The following is a 24,725-nucleotide window of genomic DNA, read 5'->3' on the forward strand; positions in this document are numbered from 1 at the left end:
GTGCCCGACTGTAAAAGGTTAGTTAACTTAATGACTTTGTGTTTGTAAATGTGACATTAAGTGATTCAAACGCCGAAAAAAAGCCGATGGACGGGCATCCACCGGCTTACATCGCGTTAACAAAACGATTTATGCTTCCTGCCACACCGTCTGAGCATTGGTGAACTCGCGGATACCGAAGTGGGACAGCTCACGACCAAATCCGCTGTGCTTTACGCCACCAATCGGCACACGGGGATCCGAGAAGCTTGGCGAGTTGATAAACACGCCGCCGGTTTCAATCTGGCCCGCCAGTTCGCGTGCTTTTTCCAGATCCTTGCTCCACAGGCTGCCGCCCAGGCCGAACTCAGAGTCGTTAGCCATCGCAATGGCATCAGCGGCGTCTTTGGCCACAATCAGCGAGGCGACCGGGCCAAACAGCTCCTGCTTAAAGCTGGTCATGCCGGGCTTCACGTTGCTTAACACGGTCGGCGCATAGAAGTTGGCCTCGCCTGGGATCACATGGCCGCCTAACAGGCACTCGGCCCCTTCTTTCAGCGTTGCCTGCACCTGAGAATCCAGCTCATCACGCAGATCGAAGCGCGCCATTGGGCCGATATAGGTGTCTTCTTCGCGCGGATCGCCCACTTTCATCGCTTTTACCGCGGCGACAAACTTGTCACGGAACTCCTCGAAGACCGCAGATTCAACGATGATGCGTTTCGCGGCAATACAGATTTGTCCGCTGTTGGCAAAACGGCCTGAAATTGCCCCTTTTACGGCTGCATCAATGTCGGCATCGGCCAGTACGATAAAGGCATCGGCACCGCCCAGCTCCAGCACGCTTTTCTTGATTGCCGCACCCGCCAGACCGGCAATTGCCGCACCCGCACGCACGCTGCCCGTTAAGGTCACCGCAGCAACACGGCGATCGTTAATGATTTTAGCCACCGCGTCATTATCGGCATTCACTACTTTGAACAAGCCTTCCGGCACGCCGGCTGCAGTCAGCACCGATTGCAGCAGCAGTGCTGAGCCCATCACGTTTGGTGCAGGTTTCAACAGGTAGCTGTTACCTGCCAAGATGATAGGGACCGCGCCACGCAGCACTTGCCAGACCGGGAAGTTCCACGGCATTACGGCCAGAATCGGGCCCAGCGGCAGATACTGCACAAAGGCTTTATTGTTCTCAACCAGCGTCGGCTCAGGCTTGAGGAATTCCGGGCCCTGCTCGGCATACCATTCGCACAGACGCGCGCTTTTTTCGACTTCAGCCAGACCTTGCGTCACCGGCTTACCCATTTCATCGGTCATCATCTCTGCCAGCTCGCGGGCATGTTGACGCAGGCCGCCAGCGATATTCCGCAACAGCGCGCTGCGGGCGGAGATATCGGTGACGCGCCAGCCCTGGAAAGCGGACCAGGTCTGCTGCAGCGCCGTATCGACATCGGCTGCGGAGGCAAAAGGCGTGTTACGTGACACGTCGCCAGTAAAGGGATTGCGTGAGACTGCACCTGTAGTTGCGTTCATAAAATTCTCCTGATCCGTGGGCATCATTGCCCGAAGCAAAGGGATTACCTTGATGTCATCATCATAGGCTTGCGGAGCTTTCTTTAAAAATGAATAATAATGAAAATATCTTACTCATATTGAGAATGTTATGGATCTGACCCAGCTGGAAGTGTTCCGCGCCATCGCGGAGGAAGGGAGCGTTACCGCTGCCGCTGAGCGACTGCATCGCGTGCCGTCAAATATCTCCACGCGCTTACGCCAGCTGGAGGACGAACTCGGGGTGATGCTGTTCAGCCGCGAGAAGTTACGCCTGCATATTACTGACGCGGGCCGAACCTTGCTGGATTACGCCATCCGCATTCTGGCCCTGACCGAGGAAGCCCGTGAGCGGGTCTCCAGTCAGCATCCCGCCGGGATTTTCACCCTGGGCGCCATCGAAAGCACCGCCGCCGTTCGCCTTCCTCCGCTGATCGCCCGCTATCATCAGGCGTGGCCAGGGGTGGAACTGGATCTCTCCACCGGTCCGTCTGGCGATATGACCGATGGCCTGCTGTCTGGCCGATTCAGCGCGGTGTTTATTGATGGGCCGCCGAAGCACCCACAGCTGGAAGGCGTGGCGGCCTTCGCTGAAGAGATGGTGCTGATCTCCTCCCTAAATCATCCGCCGGTGAGCCGCGCAGCCGATATCAACGGCTCGACGATCTATGCTTTTCGCGCCAACTGCTCTTACCGGCGGCTGTTTGAAAACTGGTTTGCGCTGGATAACGCCGCGCCAGGCAAAATTTTCGAGATGGAGTCGTATCATGGCATCGTGGCGTGCGTCAGTGCCGGTGCCGGCCTGGCGATGATCCCGAAGAGTATGCTGGAGAATATGCCAGGCAGAGACAGCGTGATGGCCTGGCCAGTGGCTGACGATCGTGGGCATCTGGATATCTGGCTGATTTGGCGAAAAGGCAATGGTTCGGCAAACCTCAAGGCGATGGCGAGCATGCTTGAACCGCTTGCCGTGGCGGGCTGAACGGACTGACGAAATACAGCGGCAACACCATCGGAAGTTTCCTGTTGTCGCCTGCCAGGGAAACGTTTAAGCCAAAAAAAAGCCTGTCCGAAGACAGGCTTTTTTATGCATGCAGAACAGGAATTACATCTGCACCAGATTTTTGATCTTAACGTCTGGGTTAACGTCAGCATCGTAGTCCACGCCCGGCAGGCCGAAACCGAACAGGTGCATAAATTCGGTTTTGTAGCCGACGAAATCAGAGATTTCGTTCAGGTTTTCGTTGGTCACCGTTGGCCACAGTTTTACCACTTCATCCTGCACTTCTGGGGTCAGCTCTTTGTAGTCCGCGCGCAGACGGCCGACGTCATCCAGAATTGGCGATGCGCCGTACAGGCTGTCCTTGAACAGGCCGTAAACCTGCTCTATGCAGCCTTCGTGCGTACCCTTCTCTTTCATCACTTTAAACAGCAATGACAGATACAGCGGCATCACTGGGATGGCAGAACTCGCCTGAGTCACGACCGCTTTCAGCACGGAAACGCGCGCGTCGCCGCCTTTTTCCGCCAGGGTGTCACGAATGGTCAGAACGCGCTTGTCCAGATCCTTCTTCGCTTCCCCGATGGAGCCGTTCCAGTAGATGTCATGGGTGATCTGCTCGCCCAGGTAGGTAAAGGCAGTGGTCTTCGCGCCATCAGCCAGAACGCCTGCGGCTTTCAGATCGTCAATCCACATCTGCCAGTCTTCACCACCCATAACCGCAACAGTACCGTCGATCTCTTCCTGCGTTGCCGGTTCCAGCGTGATGTCGGAGATGGTTTCTTTGTCGGTGTTCAGGCCGCGCGTGGTCAGGGTCTTACCCACTGGCTTCAGCGTTGAGTTGAACACTTCACCGGTTTTAGGGTGAGTACGACGTGGAGACGCCAGGCTGTAAACCACCAGGTCAACCTGACCCAGGTCCTGTTTGATCAGCTCAATAGTCTTCTGCTTCACGGCGTCAGAGTAAGCGTCGCCGTTGATGCTTTTTGCATACAGGCCTTTCGCTTCAGCCAGCTCTTCAAAGGCGGCAGAGTTGTACCAGCCAGCGGTAGCCGGTTTGGTTTCTTCGCCAGCACGTTCAAAGAACACGCCCAGCGTATCGGCTTCGCAACCGAACGCCGCAGAGATACGGGCAGCAAGGCCGTAACCGGTTGAAGCACCAATCACCAGTACCTTTTTCGGACCATTGGCAATTTTGCCGTGGCTGGTCACGTACTCGATTTGTTTTTCAACGTTAGCTTTGCAACCCGCCGGATGGGCAGTAACACAGATAAAGCCACGGATGCGTGGTTTAATAATCATGTCGACCTCAATTGATACTGTCACAGTAAATATGGGCAGTAGAATACCCGCTTGTGCCGGTTCAGGCAAAGCTATCGGCGAAAGGATCGCGTTTAGCCCCGTTGTTTGCTCACTCTTCATGCAGCAAATAATCAACGACAGGTGACTAAAAGCGTATAACAAAGGATTAAGACACATTTTACCGCGATGAAAAAGTCAGGGAGGCCCGGAGGCCTCCCTTAAAATGACGGATTAACGTGACGCGTGTGGCTTACGGGTTAACGTGGCACCAGTTGCGTAATTCGTTGATGCCGCCGTCTGGCGAGGTATAGCCAATACACCCGAGGATGCTGTCGAACAGCTTCTCGTGGAACACCGGGGTTTTATCCTTCGCCAGCTTTTTCAACTGCTGGAAAGCCGTGGCGTTGTCAGGCTGTTGCAGGAACTTATCCGAGGCCCATACCATAATCGGAACGCTGCGCTGTGCCATCGGCGCGACATCACGCGGTGTGCCGTGGAAGTGCATATTTTTCGAGATGGATTCGCCGTGATCCGAGGCATAAAACACAATCGCGTTTTTGTCCCGCAGCTGGTTGAACACCTGTTCCAATACGTGGTCTGTGTACAGCAGACTGTTATCGTAGGAATTGACCATTTCTTCGGTAGAACACTGGTCATCAATGCCCTGGCACTCCGGCTTGTAGCGCGCGAACGAGCGTGGATAGCGTTCGGTGTAAAGATAGTGCGAGCCTTTGGTATGCAGGATCACCAGATGTTTGCCCTGCGGATGGCGATCGATGGAGTCTTTAAGCTCGTTAACCAGCGCCATATCATCAATCGGCTTGCCGACATTACGCTTCTCAGACTGGATGGTTTCGCGCAGCGCATAATCATCCGCCATCACTTTGTTGTAGAACCACGCCTCGCTCTGCATTGAGAACAGTTCTGACGAGAAGCCCTGCTTTTTCAATACCGAGAACACGTTCATCTCTTTCAGCGTGCGCTGAGGTGCCTCAGACGCGCCGCCTTCTCTGACAAACATACAACGCAGCGAAAGCTTGGTTGAGGTGTCGCAGGAATAGCCCTGCAATGCGGCCAGGTTTGGCTCTTTATCCAGATTCGGCGTGTTATCCCGGTCGTAACCGTAAAGCCCCATATGATCGCGACGGGCACTTTCACCAATCACAAACACCACGTACAGATCCTTCACGTCCTTCGGTGGCGTATAGGTGAAGTGGGCCGCAGGGTCGAACAGATTGCGGCTGTCCTCGGCCTGGCTCCAGCTGCTGTAGGCCAGCAGCCCCATACCCGAAAGCCAGTTGGACGGGGAGTAGGTTCCGGCAACCACGCCGCCATAGCTGGCCATCATGCGGTTGTTTTGTTTATCCTGCTGATCCTGGTGGTCACCCATCACTTTCAGCGGCACCCAGCAACAGGCAGCCGCAGCCAGCATCACCCCAGCACGACGCAGAAACGCCTTGCCGTTTTTTATGCGCAACGAGGCTTCCGGCATCGGCGTCAGCCATAACATCAATACCGGCAGGACGCTCACCAGTACCACCCACACCATAAAGTGCCAGCCAACGGACTCTTTCGAAAGGTCCAGGCTGTCGGTAGCCATCACCGAGGCGATAATGCCGTAGCCGATATCAACATTGAAGAAGATCATGTAATAGCTGGCAGCAACCGAGAACACCACCAGCAGCGTGGTCAGTATTCTGAACAGCCAGCGCCCGGTCATTGATAACAGCAAGGTGGTAAACAGGACCAGCATAAACGCGGCCACCAGCTCGATGCCTGTCGACAGGATCGCGTCATGCTGCAACTGGTGGAAACGGCGGAAAAAGATCGGTAGGTTAAGCAGGATCCCAATGTATAAAGCAATAAAACAACAGACCCGGTGTTGGGTCAGAAAATGCAGTTTTTTCATCTGGTTCTTCATTAATGCCGGTGAATGTCATGCCAGGAACAGAGCGTAAGTGTTCTGAAAACTGCCACAGAAATGCGTTAGCAGAATGTCAGACAAAGTAAAGAAGGCGGAGTTTAACGCAGCGGCAAAAAAATGGCTGTTATAATGTAACAAGAAATGTGTCCATCACTTCAGTCATTTGCGGTCCTGACCCTTCTCCGACAAATTGTTGTCCGAGCCCTTTCCTCAAATTGCATAATTTGATCGCATTCAAAGTTCTGATAAATAAAGCCAAAGCGGCGACTATGCACTTTTACTGCATAACTATGAGAATAATTCTCACCTTCTCTGTTTAACTGCCCTCGCGGGTAAGTATTTATTCGCTTCTGCCCTGCCAAACCCGGCCCCAACCACAAATTTCACACTAAATTAACGATTTGGAAACGTCGTTTTAGTGGTAGATTCTGTCGCGAAGAAGTCGTATCAACTAACCACTCGCTGGTTTCGCAGTACATATAACTAATTAATGAAAGGTTTGTTATGGATAAGCTATCTTACGTTTCAGAAGGCAGCACAACGGCCTGGTCTACCTACCTGCAGCAAATCGACCGCGTCGCCCCTTACCTCGGCGACCTTACCCGCTGGATTGATACACTCCGCCATCCTAAACGCGCGCTGATTGTTGATATCCCGCTGCAGATGGACGATGGCAGCATCCGCCACTTCGAAGGTTTCCGCGTGCAGCACAACCTTTCCCGCGGACCGGGTAAAGGCGGCGTGCGTTATCACCCTAACGTCGATTTGAATGAAGTGATGGCGCTGTCAGCCTGGATGACCATTAAGTGTGCTGCGGTAAACCTGCCTTATGGCGGTGCCAAAGGCGGCATTCGTGTCGATCCTTTTAAACTGTCCGAAGGTGAACTGGAACGTCTGACCCGTCGCTATACCAGCGAAATCGGGCTGATTATTGGACCGCAGAAAGACATTCCTGCGCCGGATGTCGGCACCAATGCAAAAGTGATGGCGTGGATGATGGATACCTATTCCATGAATCACGGCACCACCATTACCGGGGTTGTCACCGGCAAACCTATCCACCTCGGCGGTTCGTTAGGCCGTGAAAAGGCCACCGGCCGTGGCGTGTATATTACCGGCCGTGAAGTTGCCCGCCGGTCCGGCATCGAAATTGAAGGCGCGAAAATCGCCGTTCAGGGCTTCGGTAACGTTGGCAGTGAAGCCGCACGGTTGTTTGTGGCGGCGGGTGCGCGTGTGGTGGTGATTCAGGATCACTCCGCGACCTTATTCAACGCCAATGGCATCGATTTAACCGCACTCAGCGAGTGGCAGGCCAGCAACAAAAATATTGCGGGCTTCCCTGGCGCGGAAGAAATTGCCAGCGAAGCGTTCTGGTCCACGCAAATGGATATTCTTATCCCTGCTGCGCTGGAAGGACAGATCACCCGTGAGCGCGCTGAGATCCTCAGCTGTAAGCTGGTGCTGGAAGGCGCTAACGGCCCGACCTATCCGGATGCGGACGATATGCTGACATCACGCGGCGTCACCGTGGTGCCGGATGTCATCTGTAATGCCGGCGGCGTAACGGTCAGTTACTTCGAATGGGTGCAGGATATGGCCAGCTTCTTCTGGAGCGAAAGTGAGATCAACGATCGTATGGATAAAATCATGACCGAAGCGATGATCCACGTCTGGGATAAAGCCAGCGAGAAATCGTGCAGCCTGCGTACCGCTGCCTATATCGTGGCCTGCGAACGCATTCTGATGGCCCGTAAAGACCGGGGAATCTACCCAGGTTAAGCTGTTAAGGGCGGAGCAATCCGCCCTGTTTACCTTACTCGAAGTTCACCCACACCGCGCCGCTGTCCGCCGAGCGCACGCAGTTCTCCACCCAACGCACGCCGTCCAGCCCCGCATCAATACCCGGATAGACCATTTCAGCCAGCGCAGCCTCATCGCCACGCTGTTTCGCATCAATGGCGACGGCAAACTTCAGATAGATATTCGACCAGGAATCAATCAGGCCTTCGGTGTGCAACGCGCCCAGACGATCGTCGGCTATGGCCGATTCATCCAGATACGGCATGCCGTGGTGCATCACTTGGTTCGGCTGACCCTGAACTTCATACACCAGTTCGTTTGGCTGGTAATCGCCCCATTGCAGGCTGGCCTTTGATCCCACCACGCGAATAAACTGGCTGTTCATCGAACCGGCGTTAATCGCCGAGGTCCACAAGCGGCCGACCGCGCCACCGTGATAATGCATCAGCACCATGGCGTTATCCTCCAGCGGCGCGCGGGAGGAGATAAAGCTCTGCCGGTCGCACAGCAACGATTGCAGCTTTAGCTCCGGCAGCACCAGCTGCGAGATATAGAAGGTATGGGTGGAGAGATCGCCCAACACAAAACTTGGCCCGGCAATCTTCGGATCCACCCGCCATTTCTGGGCATCGGAGAATTTGTCGGCGCTGTCATTGGCGCTGAAACCGTGGGTATATTGCAATTCCACCATGCGCACGTCGCCAATATCCCCCTGCGCGATCATTTTGCGCATTTGCAGCAGCATCTGATGGCCTGAATAGCCGTAGGTGACGCCAACGATCAGCCCCTTCTCTTCGGCCAGCTGCTTCACTTCTTTTACTTCGGCACTGGTGAAGAACAGCGGCTTTTCGCAAATCACATGCAGCCCGGCATTCAGCGCGGCTTTGGTGATCTCGTAATGCGTGCCGTTTGGCGTGGCGATGGTCACCACTTCAATGCCATCGGCGCGCTTCGCCTCTTCAGCAAACATTTCCGGATAGCTGTCATAACAACGGCTGGCCTCCACGCCAATGTTGACGCCGAAATCACGTCCGCGCGGCGCATCAATATCAAAGGCACCTGCCACCAGCTGATACGCAGTGTTATCACGTAGCGCACCGCCGCGGTGTTTATACCCGACCTGGCTTAATCTGCCACCGCCAACCATCGCCCAGCGCAGCGGACGGGCAATTTTTTTCTCTCCATTCAACATAACGACCTCTTTTATCGGGTTTATACGGGGTAAGAGACTCTCCGCTGATGTTTGCAACCGGGTGCAAAATGAACAGTGCAACCGGGTGCAAATGTGGGTAAACAGCGCAGATAACGGCCTGACTTTCCGGGAGGATGGGAAAGAAGTAAACGCCAGCATGATGAATACAGCGACCCGATCACAGTAATCAACTTTTTTGCACCCGGTTGCATAAAGCGGATCGCATTGTGCATTACACTGGTGTCCTGGTTGTAAATGAGCAGAGACAATGAGCGAAAAAATGCCCCACCAGCCTCTTGCACGTAAGGTCACCGCCAGCGATGTGGCGAAACGCGCTGGCGTGTCTAAATGGACCGTATCACGGGCATTCACCGATGGCGCGTCGATCTCGGAAACCGCCATGGCGCGGGTGCAGCAGGCGGCGAAAGATTTGGGTTACCGCCCTAACCTGCTGGCGCGAAGTTTGTCGAAGCGAAGCTCGCATCTGATTGGTGTGGTGGTCGATGAAATGCTCAATCCCAACCTGCTGACCTTGCTGGATCAGGTGACTCAGCAGCTGCAGCTGCGGGGGTATATGGCGCTGTTGATCAATATCAGCGCGCAAAAAAGCGAAGAAGCGGTGCTGACGCTGGCCGATCAGCTGCAGGTTGATGGCTTACTGTTTCTCGGCACGCTGTTGAGCGATGAGCTGATCGCCCTCGCCCGCGATATTCACCGCATTCCGTTGGTTCAACTTTGCCGCAACGATGACAATCCCTACATTCAGATTATCAATACCGATGGCTATCAGGCCGGCTATCACACCGCCGACCTCCTCCATCAGCAGGGCTACCGGCGTTTCAGTTATATGAAAGGCCCGGATACCGAATCCACCCAGCTGTTAAGGTTCGAAGGCTATCGCGATCGGCTGGTGGAACTTGGCGTGGCTGAAGCCGGGATTACGCTGCTGAAGGCCAACCATTACAACCGGGCCAGCGGCTATAACGCTTATCATCAATACCTGACGTCCACCCCGCAACAGGCCTGGGCTGAGGCGATGTTCTGCGAGAACGATATCCTTGCCATTGGCGTGCTGGATGCGTTGGCCAGCACCGCGCCCGATCATCACTTAGGCATCGTCGGTTATGACAATATCGAGCTGGCAGGCTCCAGCCGTTATCAGCTCACGACCTTCGCTCAGCCGTTGAGCGATATGTTGCAGGAGGCGGTTTTTCGTCTGACCGCACCTGACAGCGAGCCACGGCAATACCAGCATCACGACCAGCTTCAGCTCAGGCGTTCACATCTGCGCTAAGCGAAAGGCACCGGCCACCAATAAATCTATCATTTTCTATCAAATTACCATCATAACCTATCAAACTATGATGGACTTCAAAGAATCAATATTTCATTTATTCTTTAAATGGAAAATTGATTCCATATAAAATAGGCTCGTTTCATTAAGACTCTTTTCCTTACAGGACAGAATAATGACACGAACCTATTCAATCGCTAATGCCCCCTGCAGCTGGGGCGTCGACGATCCTAAAAACCCGTTCCTGCCACCGTGGAATAAAGTGCTGACCGAAGCGCGTGAAGCGGGCTACCGCAGCATTGAACTCGGTCCGTGGGGCTACCTTCCAACCGATCCTGTGGCCCTTAAGCAGGCGCTGGAAAGCCATCAGCTGTCGCTGGTGGCCGGCACGCTGTTTGATGACCTGATGTCCGAAGCCAACTTCAGCAAGATGGTGGAACTGACCCATGCCATTTGCGCCAATCTGCAAAAGGTCCCGGTCAGCAGTGCGGACAGCGACGTGCCACCGCCTTACCTGGTGATCATCGACTTCGGCGACGCAGAGCGCGCCCGCTGTGCCGGCCAGTCGGATCGTGCCAAACGCCTGCCGGAAGCCGACTGGCAGCGCATGGTCGCCAATATCCGCGAGCTGAGCCGCATTGCCTGGCAGGAATATGGCGTGCGGCCGGTGATCCATCCGCATGCGGGCGGGTTTATTGAGTTTGGTGATGAAATCGATCGTATCGCCAGTGATATCCCGGCGGCCGAAGCCGGACTGTGCCTCGATACCGGCCACCTCTATTACGCCGGATTAGATCCGGTGACCTGGTTACGAAAATATGCCGACCGCATCGACTATCTGCACTTTAAAGATGTGAATAAGGCAGTATTTGAAACGGCCATCAAACAGCAACAGGATTTCTTCAGCGCCTGTGCCGCGGGCGTGATGTGTCCACTGGGCAGTGGCGATGTCGATTACCCGGCGGTGAGAGCCCTGCTCGCCGAGCTGGGCTGGCAAGGTTGGATCACCATCGAACAGGAGCGCGATCCGCGCGATGTGGCGGGCAGCTTAAAAGATGTCACCGCCAGCCTGCACTATCTGCGCAGCGTCGGTTTCTGATAAGACGTAATGCATCATACGGTACTGGAGCACGGCGCGAGACGGGGAACGATAATGCGTTAAAGCGTCGCTACGGGTCGGGAAGACGCCTGGACTCGCTAGCCTCTTGGTCAACCGTCACGGGCAGGCCGTGGCGGTATCATTTTTTCGGCACTCAGAAGTTTTCTAAGGTCATCAGTTCGAACGGCAGATAGCGTTGCTGATTGCCGCGCGCCTGGCTGTCAAAATCCTCGGCAATCGCCCCGGTGATCCCCGCTGCCAGCGTTGCCATCCGGTGCCAGATAAACACCTCCACCACGCCCTCCAGCAACGCACGCTGTGCGCTGGCAATGGGACCGTGACACACCACGGTCAGCAGCCGGTGGCTGCGCTGCTTTTCCGCCAGCAAGGCGTTAACCACCCCTTCCACGCCGCCGCTGGGCACATACAGCGCAACGAGATCGGGATGGTTTGCCAGCAGATCGCGCGTGGCCTGTTCAGCCAGGCGATCGTCCTCATGACAGCGCAGCGGTTCCAGAATCGTGAACCCGCTGGTTTTTTCACGGAAATAGGAGCGGAAGCTGATCTCCGAGGTTTCCTGACAGAGAAAACGGTGATCGCCCAGCAGAATGCCAATCTTGCCCGGCTGTTGGCACAAACGGGATAGCGCCCAGGCCGCGGTACGCCCCGCCTTACGGTTATCGAGGCCGATATAGCCGGCGCAGCCGCTGGCGGTCAGCTCGCTAAACAGGCTATAGACGCGCACGCCCTTCTCGCGGGCGACGCCAATGGCCTGATTCACCAGCGGATGATCGATGGCCACCAGGCCAATCACATCGACCCGGTCGCTAAGGGCAATAAGGGTTGCAGCGATGGATTCCGTGGCATTGACGTTGAGATAAATCAACTCGGGATCGTTGGCGAGCCGATCGCAGCGCGCAGTATGCAACAGCAGCTGTTCACTGAACTCGCGGTAAAAAACCGCTCCGGAGTCGAGCAAAATATAGGCGGTACGGCAGGATGGCGGTGAATCTGCAGAGAGGCTGATTTTGTCAGAGATAAAGCCCAGCGTTCGCGCTGCCGCCAGCACGCGTTGACGGGTTGCGACTTTGACGGGTGCCCGTTGATTGATCACCCGATCGACCGTTGCCACACCCACGCCGGCTTCTCTGGCAATATCAGTCATTGTCGGAGTTGAAGCCATGACCTGTTGCCCCTCTGCGGATGGTCGGTTTTATTCAGCCTGTGCGGCAGCAACTGCTGCGGCATACTGCGTTTTGAACGCCTCATTGTCTTCGGTAAGACGAATAGCGGCTTCGATCATGTCGTTCTGCATCAGTGAGGTTTGACCGCTGGTGCGCCAGTGAATATACAACACGCACAGTGCGCCAACCTGCAACATGTCTTCTTCACTGCTGCCGTTGCCTTCAAAACCGTACTCTTCATCCGACCAGCGATAAACGTCGGCAACAAACGGCATCTCGCCGTTCTCGTCCAGCGGCGGCAGCGTGGCAAACAGCGCCAGCATCTCAGGCGTGGCGATATAGCTCTGACGGCCAACGGCATCCAGCTGCTTGCCGCGCGAACGCTTGTTATTCGCCTGTTTCGCTTTGGTTTTGGCGCGTTTCGCACGCTTGTCTTGTTTATTACTCACCGGTCATTTCTCGCATCTAAAAAAGAGCGCAATAATAGCAGACCGTCCGCCGGGACGCTGGCTACATTTTGCCGATAAATAATGAAACCAGACCTGCGGCGATTAACGGACCGACCGGCACGCCACGGAACAGCGATACGCCAATGATGGTGCCGATCAGTAAACCGCCGACCACGCTTGGCTGGCTGCTCATCAGCGTGACGCCACGGCCGCCTACCCAGGAAACAAAGATCCCGATAGCGATAGCCAGCAGGGATTTCCAGTGCAGAAAGGAATGCATCAAGGTGGTACTGGGAATGGTGCCGCTGGCAATCGGTGCCATCACGCCGATGGTCAGAATGATGATCCCCACCGTCACGCCCTGTTTTTCAATCCACGGAAAGAAGGTGTTAAGCGGCGTCATGCGCACAATAATCAGCACCAGCAGCGCAATCGCCACCGTTAGGTTGTTACTGAAGTAGCTGAGACCGGCCAGAACCAGCAAAATGAAGAGCGTCAGATCGAACATAAAAAATCCCTGTAGTAAGGCGTAACCTGTTGTGCCGTCAGCATAAAACACTTTCCGGCTCAGGTTGAGACTTTTTTAACGTTTCATTAACTTTGTTTTACAAGATGGTTTCGATAGCGGCCTGCAGACAGACCTGAGGCCCGGTCAGCACCGCCAGCGTGCTGTTGATATATTTCTCCGCCCCGGCCATCGAGGCCTGTGCCAGCACGATGCAGCCCAGCGAACATTCGGGGCGCTGCTGAATATAGTGAGCAATTTCGCGGTGATAGCCTTCAATATCGTCATGGTTAAAGTAAGCCCAGGCGCGCGGGATCAGCTCCACGGCCAGACGTTCGCCGGGAATAAAGGCCTCGAAAAGCTGCTTTGTGGCTTCCAGCGTACTGTGCGCGGTGCAGAGCACCAAAATTGAGCCGTGATAGCGTGAGGCGACCTTGGCCAGCGTGGCATCCACGCGCAATACCGGCTTGCTGAACTGCTTTGCATCCCAGGCCACCACGCCCAGGGTGGTGCAGGTGACGATCACCGCATCGGCGTGCTCGCACAGTTCCTCAATGGCCAGTCGCGTGGCGGCGGCGATGGCAGGTGTTACTTCATTGGCTGCCACGGCCTGCTCGAACAAGCCATCCTCAACCCGGTGCAGCAGCTGAATATCACCAAAATCCAGCGAACGCAGAGCGGTTTCAAATACGTCGATGTTACTTCGTGCGGCATGCAGGCAGGCAATAATGGCCATGGGGGTATCTCCGGGAGAGGGTTGCCATTACTGTGACAAAGATCGCCGAATTTGCCAACGTTTCGTGCGGCATAATTGCAGGCGTTTCACCTGCAACTCACCATCATGGTGCAATGCATCACAATAATGCAGGATTTCAGTGAAACTATCGTTTCACTGACGCAAAAATCCGCCGCTGACGCCACCTGAGCGGTCATAAGAAATTGGTATAGAAATTGCTTAATAAATCTTATGACAGAAAGGAGAGACAGATGAAAGCGATTATCATTGGTGCCGGCATTGGCGGCATGTGCACAGCGATTGCCCTGCACCGTTTCGGCATTCAGACCGAGGTGTTTGAAGCCGTTAAAGAGATCAAGCCGGTTGGCGCCGCCATTTCCATCTGGCCGAACGGCGTAAAGTGCCTGAATTTCCTTGGGATGAAAGAGCCCCTGCGCAAGCTTGGCGGCCCGATGCGTGCGATGGCCTATAACGATTTTCAGTCGGGCACCACGCTGACGCAGTTCAGCCTCGATCCGTTGGTGGCAGATTCTGGCGAGCGCCCCTATCCGGTCGCCCGCGCGGAGTTGCAGGCGATGCTGCTGGACACCTACGGTCGCGAAAAAGTCCAGTTTGGCAAACGCGTCGCCCGCGTGGAGCAGGATGAAAATGGCGTAACGGCCTGGTTTGAAGATGGCAGCGAAGCCCATGGCGACCTGCTGATTGCCTGTGACGGCACCCACTCGGTGGTGCGCAAATATGTACTGGGCCGCACGGTTGAGCGGCGCTATGCCGGCTACGTTAACTGGAACGGGCTGGTAGATATTGATGAAAGCATTGCGCCGGCTGAGCAGTGGACGACCTTTGTCGGCGAAGGTAAACGCGTGTCGCTGATGCCGGTGGCCAATAACCGTTTCTACTTCTTCTTTGATGTGCCGCTACCGGCAGGATTAGCGGAAGATCGCAGCAGCGTGCGCGACGATCTCAGCCGCTACTTCAGCGGTTGGGCATCGCCGGTGCAAAAACTGATTGGGCAGATTAACCCGGAAACCACTAACCGCGTGGAGATCCACGATATCGATCCGTTCCCGGAGCTGGTTAAAGGTCGTGTGGCGCTGCTGGGTGATGCGGCTCACAGCACCACGCCGGATATCGGTCAGGGCGGCTGTGCGGCGATGGAAGATGCGGTGGTGCTGGCGAATTGCCTGCAAACGAACGCCTTAGGCATTGAAGACGCGCTGCTGCGCTATCAGTTTAAGCGTGCGGATCGGGTCAAGGATCTGGTGTTGAAAGCCCGTAAACGCTGCGACGTGACCCACGGTAAAGAGATGGACGTCACGCAACAGTGGTACGAAGATCTGAAGAGCGAAACCGGTGAGCGCATTATCCATGGCATGTGCGACACCATTCAGGGGGGTCCGCTGGCCTGATAATAAAACGGGGCGGAAAGGGAGAAACGATCCTCAGACTGTGAGAGCCGTTCCCCCTTACCGCCCCGGTTAAACGCCGCTATCAGGCTTCTTTCAGGCCGCGATTAATCAGCATCGGTTCAATCACCGGATCCTGCCCGCGCCAGTCAGCATACAACTGCTTCAAATCTTCGCTGTTACCCTTCGACAGGATTTTCTCACGGAAGATTTGACCGTTTTCCGCGGTTAATCCGCCCTGCTCGTTAAACCATTCGAAGCCATCGTCTGCCAGCATCTGCGTCCAGATATAGGCGTAATAGCCCGCGGCATAGCCATTCCCCCAGATATGCTGGAAATAGCTTGAGCGATAGCGCGGCGGAACCTGTGGCAAATTGATGTTGTCCGCCTGCAACGCCTGTTGCTCAAACGCCGCCACGTCTGCGGGTTTATCCTCCGCGCCCAGACTGTGCCAGTGGAGATCCAGCAACGCCGCCGCCAGCAGTTCGGTCATGTCATAGCCTTTATTAAACTTGCTGGCTTTAACAATTTTGTCGCGCAGCGCCTGCGGCATCGGCTCACCGGTTTGATAATGGCGGGCGTAATTCATATACACCTTTTCATTGCTGGCCCAGTGCTCATTTATCTGCGACGGGAACTCGACGAAATCCCGTGGCGTATTGGTGCCGGACAGCGTTGGATAAGTCTGTTCAGCAAACAGACCATGCAGCGTATGGCCAAATTCGTGGAACAGTGTGATCACATCGTCCCAGGCGATCAGCGCCGGTTGCCCTTCGGCCGGTTTGCTGTAGTTGCAGACGTTATAGATCACCGGATGGGTGCCCAGCAGTTTCGACTGGTCGACAAAATTACTCATCCAGGCACCGCCGCCCTTGCTCTCGCGCTTAAAGAAGTCGGTGTAGAACAACGCCATCGGCAAACCATTGTTGTCGATAATTTCATACACGGTGACGTCGGGATGCCATACCGGGATATCGTCGCGACGGGCAAAGGTAATGCCAAACAACTGGGTGGCGGCATAAAACACGCCGTTTTCCAGCACCGACGTGACTTCAAAGTACGGCTTGATCTGGCTTTCATCGAGATCGTATTTCGCCCGACGAACCTGTTCGGCATAGAACAACCAGTCCCAGGGCTCAAGCGTAAACCCGCCCTGCTGTTGGTCGATCAGCGCCTGGATATCGGCCGCTTCGCGTTTTGCGCGGGCGGTGGCAGCAGGCACGATTGCCCGCATAAACGCCAGCGCGGCGTCCGGGGTTTTCGCCATCTGATCCTGCAACTTCCATTCGGCAAAGCTGCTGAAACCGAGCAGCTGCGCCTGTTCCGCGCGGACCGCAGCCAGTTTGACGATTAGTTCGCGGGTGTCATTCGCATCGCCTTTCTCCGTTCGACGCCACGCGAGATCGAATAAATTTTCGCGCGTCTGGCGATCGCTCAAATCCTGCAATACCGGCTGTTGCGTGGTGTTTTGCAGTGCCAGCCACCATTGTCCCTGCAGGCCGCGCTCCGCTGCGGCCTGGGCTGCGACGGTCAGCTCGGCTTCGCTTAACCCGGCAAGGGAATCGGCGCTGCTGAGGCTTAAGCCACCGGCTTTGGTGCCAGCCAGCAGGCGATTGGTAAACTGGGTGCTTAAGGTGGCGGACTGTTGATTGAGGGCTTTCAGTGCGGTCTTTTGATCGTCACTGAGGCTGGCACCGGCCAACTGGAAGGTCTGCCAGACCACCTCGACCAGCCTGAGCGCTTCGGCCGGCAGCTCCAGCGATTCGCGCTGCTGATAAACGCTGTCCAGGCGGGCAAACAGTTTGCTGTTCAGCCGGATTTCATCATTCAACGCGGCAAGCCGTGGCGACATCTCTTCATCCAGCGCCTGTAAGGTGGCGTTGGTGTTGGCGGAGGTCATCGCGCCAAAGACATTCTCGACGCGGCGCAGCATCAGCCCGCACTTTTCCAGCGCTTCATAGGTATTTTCGAAGCTCGGTGCGTCGGGGTTTTCGGCAATCTGCTGCACTTCCGCACGCTTTTCGGCCATTGCCTGTTCCAGTGCGGGACGGTAGTCGGCATCGGAAATCCGATCGAACGGCGGTGCCTGATAAGGCAGTGTACTTGGCTGACTGAACGGATTGGCTTGCATCGCAGATCTCCTTGTCATGGGTGACCTTCAGCATAGGCGGTTAATCCGCCTAAGCCAACTCAATCAGTATCAGCCCGTTGATAAGTGGCAATAATTTCTCCCGCCACCGCCACGGCAATCTCCGCCGGCAGTTTGCCGGTGATATCCGGCAGGCCAATCGGGCAGCGCATGCTGTCCAGCTGCTGCCGGGTGAAGCCTTTACCTTCAAGGCGATAGTCGAAACGCTGACGCTTGGTTTGCGATCCAATCACGCCAAAATAACGATAATCGCCGCGCTTAAGGATCGCTTCACACAGTTCTAAGTCGCGCGGATGATGATGGGTCATCACCACAAAATAGCTGTCTGGCGGCATCAAATCCACCTGCTCGGTGGGATCGTCCAGGCAGCAAACGGTGACTCCTTCCGGCACGCTGGAAAACTGCTCGCGGCGTTCATCCACCCAAAATACGTTACAGGGTAACGTCGCCAGCAGATTCACCAGCGCCTGACCGACGTGCCCGGCACCAAATACCACGATTTGCGGCTGGATCTGCAGCAACGGCTCAAACAGTACGGTGGTCATGCCGCCGCAGCACTGACCCAACTTTGCGCCCAGATTGAAATGCTCGCTGTAGGGCTGCGCCTGCCTGGCGCTTAACATCTCTCTGGCGGTGGCAACGCACTTAAATTCCAGATGGCCGCCGCCAATGGTCAGCCAGGTTTTGCTCGCAGACACCACCATTTTGCTGCCGCGATCGCGTGGCACCGAGCCTTTTTCGTCCAGCACGGTGAGCAGCACGCAGGGTTCGCGCCGCTCATGCAGCTGCGCCAACACCATAATCCAGTCATCAGTGCGCATCGGTCACCCCGGCTCTGAGTTTATCCGCGCCCCAGAACACCCTTTCCGGCGTCGCGGGCGCATCCAGCAGCGGATGTTGCTGATAGTTGCTGACGCTGGATACCGCATCCTGCAAGGCGCACCAGGCCGCGATGCCCAGCATAAACGGCGGTTCACCCACGGCTTTCGAATGGAACACCGTATCTTTGGGGTTCTTACGGTTTTCAACCAGCGTCACCCGCATATCTGCCGGCACGTCGCCAATGGCGGGAATTTTGTAACTCGCCGGGCCATCGGTCATTAAGCGCCCTTTGTCGTTCCACACCAGCTCTTCGCAGGTCAGCCAGCCGACGCCCTGCACAAAACCGCCTTCCACCTGACCGATGTCGATCGCCGGGTTCAGCGATGCGCCCACGTCATGCAGAATGTCCGCCCGCAACAGGCGATATTCCCCGGTCAGGGTGTCGATAATGACCTCGGCGCAGGCCGCACCATAGGCGAAGTAATAGAACGGCGTGCCGCGCCCGGCCTGGCGATCGTAGTGAACGCCCGGCACCTTGTAATAGCCGGTTGCCGATAGCGGCACCTGGTTAAACCACGCCATTTGCGCCACGTCCGGGAAGGTGAAGTGCTGGTCTTTTACCCGCACGATGCCGTTGCTGAAAGTCACCTCTTCGACGCTGCAGCTGTGCAGCTTACAGAGCATTTCGGTCAGGCGGTCTCGCAGGATTTCCGCCGCATTCTGCGCCGCTTTACCGTTAAGATCGGTGCCGCTGGAGGCCGCCGTCGGTGAGGTGTTCGGCACTTTTCCGGTATCGGTGGCGGTGATCTGAATCTGATCGACATCGATCTGCAGCACTTCGGCGACAATCTGCGCCACCTTGGTGTTTAACCCCTGGCCCATCTCGGTACCGCCGTGGTTTAACTGCACGGTGCCGTCGGTGTAGATCAGGATCAGTGCGCCCGCCTGGTTCAGGAAGCTTGAGGTAAAGGAGATGCCGAATTTGACCGGCGTCAGCGCCAGCCCGCGTTTCAGATACGGGCTGGCCGCATTGAAGGCGCGGATCTCTTCACGCCGCTGGGCATAAGACGCACTGACTTCCAGCTGTTCAGTCATTTCCGCCATCAGATTGTCTTCAACCTTCTGGTGGTAATGGGTGATATTGCGCTCTTCCTTGCCGTAATAGTTGCGCTTACGCACTTCAAGCGGATCCAGTTTCAGTTCACGGGCGATGTGATCCATGATCTGTTCAATCGCCACCATGCCCTGCGGACCGCCGAAGCCGCGATAGGCGGTGTTCGACGCGATGTTGGTCCGGCAGCGATAACCGGTAACCCGCGCATCGCCGAGATAGTAGGCGTTGTCCGCATGGAACATCGCACGATCGATAATGGAGCCTGACAGGTCCAGCGAATAGCCGCAGTTACCCGCCAGATCGATTTCCACGCCGCAGAATCGTCCGGTCTCATCCACGCCGATGTCATAGCGCACGAAGAACGGATGGCGCTTGCCGGTCATGCGCATATCGTCGCGCCGCGCCAGACGCATTTTCACCGGACGGTTGGTCATCCTCGCCGCCACGGCACACAAACAGGCCACGCCCGCCGCCTGGGTCTCTTTGCCGCCGAAGCCGCCACCCATGCGGCGCATATCGATGGTGACTTTATTCATGGTGATGCCCATCACCGAGGCCACCAGCTTCTGCACTTCCGTCGGGTTTTGCGTGGAAGAAAAGACCTGCAGCGAGTTGTCTTCTCCGGGAATGACCATCGCCACCTGCGTTTCGAGGTAGAAATGTTCCTGACCACCGATATGGAATTCACCCTGTAAACGGTGAGCGGCACGCGCCAGCGCGGCCTGCGCATCACCGCGCTGATGAACATGCGGCTGCTGGACAAAGTGCTGCTTTTCCAGCGCTTCCTTGACGTCGAGCATGGGCGTCAGCACCTCATACTCAATGATGGCGGCTTCGGCAGCCTGCCGCGCCGCGTCGGGCGTTTCAGCCGCCACGGCAAGCACCACCTGACCGGCGTACTCCACCACCTCCTTCGCCAGCAGCGGATCGCCCGGCTCCAGTGGGCCGATATCCAGCTCGCCCGGCACCTGATGCCAGGTTAACACCTGCACCACACCGGGAATGGCGTAGCAGGGTTCAACATTGATATGCAGAATGCGCGCATGGGCGTGTTCACTCAGCCGTGGGCAGAGATGCAGCATGCCCGGCAGCTCGAGCTTGTCATCGATGTACAGGGCTTCACCGGAGACATGTTTATCGGCGCTTTCGTGCTTGTTACTTTTGCCCACGCCGCTCTGGATCCCTTCCCGGTATTGCCGGGCGATCACGTCTTCTGCCACTACCGGTCGATTATGAGACATAGCGCGATACCTCCAGCAACGTCAGCTCACCCGAACGGGAAGCATAGAAACGGCGTAATAAGTTTTTGGCGATTTGCAGGCGGTAATCCGCGCTGGCGCGGAAATCGCTCAGCGGTTTGAAGTCCTGCTCAAGGGCGGCACAGGCCTGTTCGATTGACGTCAGCGTCAGCGGTTTACCCATCAGCAGCCGTTCGCTATGGCTGGCACGTTTGGCAATTTCGGCCATGCCGCCAAAGGCGATGCGTGCTTCGGTCACCACGCCGCTGCTGTCGGTGTCGACCAGCAGCGCGGCAAACACCGCCGAGATATCATCTTCCAGCCGTTTGGAGACTTTCCACGCGGCGAATGTTTGTGACAGCGTCACTTTAGGGATAACGATCGCGCGGATAAATTCCCCTTCCTGTAAGGCGGTTTTGCGATAGGAAAGGAAGAACTCCTTCAGCGGCAGACGACGAACGCGCTGGCCGTGTTGCAGTTCCAGCGAGGCATTCAGCGCCAGGAGCATCGGCGGCGTATCACCGATCGGCGAACCGTTGGCGATGTTGCCGCCCAGCGTGCCCTGATGGCGGATCTGCAATGAGGCAAAGCGCTCCAGCATCTCGGAGAACGGCGGAATGTGCGCTGCCAGCAGCTGATAGCAATGATGCAGAGACGCACCGGCGCCCAGCACAATCTCGTGCTCAGCTATCTGGCACGCTTTCAGCTCATCAATCTGCTCAAGGGCGATCATCAGCGGTAACGGTTTGTAGAACTGCGTAACCTGCAGCGCCAGATCGGTGCCGCCGGCCAGCAGCTTCGCCTGCGGAAATTCCTGCAGCAACCCGGCCAGCTGTGCCACGGTTTTCGGCACATAGCAGCGGTTGCCCTTGAAGGTCAGGGTTTGCAGCTCCGTGTTTTTCAGCGCGCTCAGGCGCTTCGCCGTGTCCGCACTCTGCAACTGGAAACTGTCAACTTCAGGCTGTTCGCAGGCCTGGCGCGCGGCATCGACAATTGGACGGTAGCCGGTGCAGCGGCATAAGTTGCCCGCCAGCGCCTGTTCAGCCTGCTTATGCTGCCAGCCATCGCTGTTTTTTTGCAGCGTGAACAGCGACATCACAAAGCCGGGCGTGCAGAATCCGCACTGTGACGCGTGGCAATCCACCATCGCCCGCTGCACCGAGTGCAGTTTATTGCCCTGCTTTAAATCCTCGACGGTGATCAGCTGTTTGCCCTGCAGGCTGCTGACAAAGGTCAGGCAGCTGTTAGCGGTTTCATACACCATTTCGCCGTTTTCCACCCGGCCCAGGGTGACCGTACAGGCGCCACAGTCACCCGAGGCACAGCCTTCTTTGGTGCCGCTTCGGCGTTTATTCTGACGCAGGTAGTTCAGCACGGTCAGATTGGGATCCAGCGACTCTTCGGTCACCAGCGTCTGATTCAGTAAAAATTGGATCATGCGGCTTTTACCTCACTGAGTGTCTGCCAGACGCACTGCCCGTTTACCCAGGTTGCAGCGATATTGCGATCGTCGCCCAGCGTCATCAGCACAAAGAGTTTTTCCCAGATATCTTTGCTGTTGGCATGGCGCATCTGTTGTAAGGCGGAAACCGCCGGATCCAGCACCACGAAGTCGGCTTCTTTTCCGGGGCTGAAGTTGCCGATGCGGCTGTCCAGATCCAGCGCATGCGCGCCGCCCAGCGTGGCATGATAGAAGGCTTCACAGGCCGCCAGCTTGTAGCGCTGGAGCTGGCCCACTTTGTAGGCCTCGCCCAGCGTTTGCAGCATGCTAAAGGTGGTCCCTGCGCCGACATCGGTACCCACACCCATTTTCACCCTTTTCTGCCAGCAGGTGTTCAGGTCGAACAGGCCGCTGCCCAAAAACAGGTTGGAGGTCGGGCAAAATGCCACGGCGGAGTCGGTTTTGTGCAGGCAATCCCACTCTTCCTCTTCCAGATGCAGGCAATGTGCAAAGACGCTGCGGCGACCGGTCAGCTGATAGGCGTCATACACATCGAGATAATTTTTATGCGCCGGGAACAGCGACTTCACCCATTCAATTTCCTGCGGATTTTCGCTGAGGTGGGTATGCATCCAGGTATCCGGAAATTCGGCCTTCAGCTGGCTGACCTTGCTCAGCAGTTCCGGCGAAGAGGTCGGCGCAAAGCGTGGCGTCAGCGCATAGCTGAGGCGACCCTTGTTGTGCCAGCGCTCAATCAGCGCACGCGTTTGTTGATAGCTCTGCTCCGGCGTTTCGGTCAGGTAATCTGGCGCATTGCGATCCATCATTACCTTACCGGCAATCAGCCGCATCCCCAGCCCGTCGGCGGCGGTAAACAGCGCATCGACCGACTCGGGATGCACGGTGCCAAACACCAGCGCCGTGGTGGTGCCATTGCTCAGCAGCTGGCGCAGGAAGAAGGCCGACATTTTGGCGGCGTGCTGCGGGCAATGGTACTGGCTCTCCACCGGGAAGGTGTACTGCTGCAGCCATTCCAGCAGCTGCTCGCCATAGGCACCGATCATTTCGGTTTGCGGGTAGTGAATATGCGTATCGACAAAACCGGGAACGATCAGCTTGCCGCGATAGTCGAGCACGGGAACGTCGTCGGCAAGCTGAAGGCGCCCTTCTTCCCACGGCTGCAGCGATACGATTTCACCGCCGTTCAGCAGCAGCAATCCATCTTCAATATAACGAGCCTGTTCGGGAAGCTGCGTCGGCATGTCCACAACGGCAGTAATATCAAAAAAGCTTCCGCGAATAGCCTGAGTACAGGTAACTGACATAGCGATTCCTTGGGGAAAGAGTTCAACCCTTTCTTTTGTTATTGCAGGTGATGACCTTTATTTCAAATTGCAATTGTTATGCCAGATCGCGATAGCGTTATTTATGATTAATAATCAACAAGTTAATGGGGTTTTATGACAAGCTCATGTCTGCCTGCCAGTTAATCGTGTGCGCAACCGGTTGCTTTCCTCCGCAAACGGTTGCATTGAGGGATTATTATTTAAACACCGCAACTATTGGCACTGCGCGGCAAAAAGGCGCACTAAAAAAAGGCAGCGTGCGAATTAAACGCACCAACAGTGTGCAGATCGGTTTAGTAAATAAATCATAACCTTTTCGTCCTTATCAGCTTACCTTTGAAATGGTAAGGTGGCTGGAATTGAAAATACCTTGAGGAACAGTGAGATGATTGTATTTGTTACTGGCGCTACCGCAGGATTCGGAGAAGATATCACCCGCCGCTTTATTGCTCAGGGGCATAAAGTGATCGCCACCGGCCGCCGTCAGGAGCGTTTACAGGCGCTGAAAGAGGAGCTGGGTGACGCTGTTTATACCCTGCAACTGGACGTGTGCAACCGTGCCGGTATTGAAGAAGCGCTGGCCAGCCTGCCCGCCGACTGGCGCAATATCGACGTGTTGGTCAACAACGCCGGTCTGGCGTTGGGCATCGAGCCGGCGCATAAAGCCAACGTCGATGACTGGGATCTGATGATCGACACCAATAACAAAGGCCTGGTGTATATGACCCGCGCGGTGTTGCCGGCCATGGTTGAACGCAACGTTGGCCACATCATCAATATCGGTTCGATTGCCGGCAGCTGGCCTTACGCCGGCGGCAACGTGTATGGCGCCACCAAAGCCTTCGTGCGTCAGTTCAGCCTGAATCTGCGCGCCGATTTGCATGGCACCGCGCTGCGCGTCACCAATATTGAACCAGGCCTGGTTGGCGGCACCGAGTTTTCTAACGTGCGCTTCAAGGGCGACGATGCCAAAGCGGATAGCGTGTATGACGGCGCGGAACCGTTAACGGCAGAGGACGTGACCGAAGCGGTGTACTGGGTGGCGAACCTGCCTAAGCACGTCAATATCAATACGCTGGAGATGATGCCAGTCGGTCAGACGCTGGCAGGTTTGAAGGTGCATAAGGCGTAACGTTAGACGGCGCGCAAACGCTCGCGCGATAACGATCAAAACAGGCTGCAGATGCAGCCTGTTTT

At 56.1% G+C, this 24,725-nt stretch carries 19 protein-coding genes; 6 read left to right on the top strand and 13 right to left on the bottom strand.

Annotated elements, in window-relative coordinates:
* Positions 1–129: 129 nt before the first annotated feature.
* Positions 130–1,509, bottom strand: a complete 1,380-nt coding sequence (locus tag E2F51_RS18480) for an NAD-dependent succinate-semialdehyde dehydrogenase (protein WP_134824207.1) — start codon at positions 1,507–1,509, stop codon at positions 130–132.
* 130 nt (positions 1,510–1,639) lie between these two features.
* Here E2F51_RS18480 and E2F51_RS18485 point away from each other — a divergent pair, with 130 nt between their 5' ends.
* Positions 1,640–2,509, top strand: coding sequence for a LysR family transcriptional regulator (locus E2F51_RS18485; RefSeq protein WP_013202275.1), 870 nt, complete (start codon positions 1,640–1,642; stop codon positions 2,507–2,509).
* Positions 2,510–2,632: 123 nt separating this feature from the next.
* On the opposite strand, the gene fabV is transcribed toward E2F51_RS18485, so the two are convergent.
* Together fabV and eptB are read right to left on the bottom strand one after the other, a co-directional pair.
* Entirely contained in the window at positions 2,633–3,829 is a 1,197-nt protein-coding gene (gene fabV, locus E2F51_RS18490; RefSeq protein ID WP_013202276.1) for an enoyl-ACP reductase FabV, read from the bottom strand.
* Between the two features lie 250 nt (positions 3,830–4,079).
* A complete protein-coding gene (gene eptB / locus E2F51_RS18495) occupies positions 4,080–5,738 on the bottom strand; it encodes a kdo(2)-lipid A phosphoethanolamine 7''-transferase (RefSeq protein ID WP_013202277.1) in 1,659 nt (552 codons plus the stop codon).
* Between the two features lie 519 nt (positions 5,739–6,257).
* Here eptB and E2F51_RS18500 point away from each other — a divergent pair.
* Complete coding sequence (locus E2F51_RS18500) at positions 6,258–7,532, top strand: Glu/Leu/Phe/Val dehydrogenase (RefSeq protein WP_013202278.1); 1,275 nt, start codon at positions 6,258–6,260, stop codon at positions 7,530–7,532.
* 34 nt (positions 7,533–7,566) lie between these two features.
* On the opposite strand, the gene E2F51_RS18505 is transcribed toward E2F51_RS18500, so the two are convergent.
* On the bottom strand, positions 7,567–8,745 hold the full coding sequence (locus E2F51_RS18505) for a Gfo/Idh/MocA family protein (RefSeq protein ID WP_134824208.1): 1,179 nt from the start codon (positions 8,743–8,745) through the stop codon (positions 7,567–7,569).
* A gap of 268 nt (positions 8,746–9,013) precedes the next feature.
* Between E2F51_RS18505 and E2F51_RS18510 the strand changes: the two genes are divergently transcribed.
* The gene (locus E2F51_RS18510) at positions 9,014–10,039 is read left to right on the top strand and encodes a LacI family DNA-binding transcriptional regulator (protein WP_134824209.1); all 1,026 of its coding nucleotides are present in this window, start codon (positions 9,014–9,016) and stop codon (positions 10,037–10,039) included.
* Between the two features lie 175 nt (positions 10,040–10,214).
* A complete protein-coding gene (locus E2F51_RS18515; protein ID WP_134824210.1) occupies positions 10,215–11,138 on the top strand; it encodes a TIM barrel protein in 924 nt (307 codons plus the stop codon).
* Positions 11,139–11,292: 154 nt separating this feature from the next.
* Here the strand turns inward: E2F51_RS18515 and E2F51_RS18520 are convergent, their stop codons facing one another.
* From E2F51_RS18520 to E2F51_RS18535, 4 genes are all read right to left on the bottom strand, one after another.
* Positions 11,293–12,321 carry a LacI family DNA-binding transcriptional regulator gene (locus E2F51_RS18520; RefSeq protein ID WP_134824211.1) on the bottom strand — a complete coding sequence of 343 codons (1,029 nt, stop codon included), beginning with the start codon at positions 12,319–12,321 and terminating at the stop codon, positions 11,293–11,295.
* A gap of 30 nt (positions 12,322–12,351) precedes the next feature.
* Positions 12,352–12,771: a hypothetical protein gene (locus tag E2F51_RS18525; protein WP_013202284.1), complete on the bottom strand. Its 420-nt coding sequence runs from the start codon at positions 12,769–12,771 to the stop codon at positions 12,352–12,354.
* Between the two features lie 61 nt (positions 12,772–12,832).
* Complete coding sequence (locus E2F51_RS18530; RefSeq protein ID WP_013202285.1) at positions 12,833–13,279, bottom strand: DUF441 domain-containing protein; 447 nt, start codon at positions 13,277–13,279, stop codon at positions 12,833–12,835.
* A gap of 97 nt (positions 13,280–13,376) precedes the next feature.
* Positions 13,377–14,012, bottom strand: coding sequence for a hypothetical protein (locus E2F51_RS18535; RefSeq protein WP_134824212.1), 636 nt, complete (start codon positions 14,010–14,012; stop codon positions 13,377–13,379).
* Positions 14,013–14,263: 251 nt separating this feature from the next.
* On the opposite strand from E2F51_RS18535, the gene hpxO reads away from it, so the two are divergent.
* Entirely contained in the window at positions 14,264–15,421 is a 1,158-nt protein-coding gene (gene hpxO / locus E2F51_RS18540; RefSeq protein WP_134824213.1) for an FAD-dependent urate hydroxylase HpxO, read from the top strand.
* A gap of 82 nt (positions 15,422–15,503) precedes the next feature.
* Here hpxO and dcp read toward each other — a convergent pair whose 3' ends face one another.
* The 5 genes from dcp to guaD are packed head-to-tail and all read right to left on the bottom strand — an operon-like array spanning position 15,504 to position 23,507.
* Positions 15,504–17,549: a peptidyl-dipeptidase Dcp gene (gene dcp / locus E2F51_RS18545; RefSeq protein WP_134824214.1), complete on the bottom strand. Its 2,046-nt coding sequence runs from the start codon at positions 17,547–17,549 to the stop codon at positions 15,504–15,506.
* A 59-nt stretch (positions 17,550–17,608) separates the two neighbouring features.
* Positions 17,609–18,388: a xanthine dehydrogenase accessory protein XdhC gene (gene xdhC, locus E2F51_RS18550; RefSeq protein WP_013202289.1), complete on the bottom strand. Its 780-nt coding sequence runs from the start codon at positions 18,386–18,388 to the stop codon at positions 17,609–17,611.
* Positions 18,378–20,744 (bottom strand): xanthine dehydrogenase molybdopterin binding subunit, encoded by a 2,367-nt coding sequence (gene xdhB, locus E2F51_RS18555; protein ID WP_134824215.1) that lies wholly within the window; start codon positions 20,742–20,744, stop codon positions 18,378–18,380. Before xdhB ends, xdhC begins: the two co-directional genes overlap by 11 nt.
* A complete protein-coding gene (xdhA, locus tag E2F51_RS18560) occupies positions 20,734–22,179 on the bottom strand; it encodes a xanthine dehydrogenase small subunit (protein ID WP_134824216.1) in 1,446 nt (481 codons plus the stop codon). Before xdhA ends, xdhB begins: the two co-directional genes overlap by 11 nt.
* Complete coding sequence (guaD, locus tag E2F51_RS18565) at positions 22,176–23,507, bottom strand: guanine deaminase (RefSeq protein ID WP_134824217.1); 1,332 nt, start codon at positions 23,505–23,507, stop codon at positions 22,176–22,178. The genes xdhA and guaD overlap by 4 nt, the downstream gene beginning before the upstream one ends.
* Before the next feature lie 406 nt (positions 23,508–23,913).
* Between guaD and ydfG the strand changes: the two genes are divergently transcribed.
* Positions 23,914–24,660, top strand: coding sequence for a bifunctional NADP-dependent 3-hydroxy acid dehydrogenase/3-hydroxypropionate dehydrogenase YdfG (gene ydfG, locus E2F51_RS18570; protein WP_013202293.1), 747 nt, complete (start codon positions 23,914–23,916; stop codon positions 24,658–24,660).
* The last annotated feature ends 65 nt before the right edge of the window (positions 24,661–24,725 follow it).

Origin of the sequence: Erwinia sp. QL-Z3 (assembly GCF_004551645.1) — a bacterium.
GTDB classification, from domain to species: Bacteria; Pseudomonadota; Gammaproteobacteria; order Enterobacterales; family Enterobacteriaceae; genus Erwinia; species Erwinia billingiae.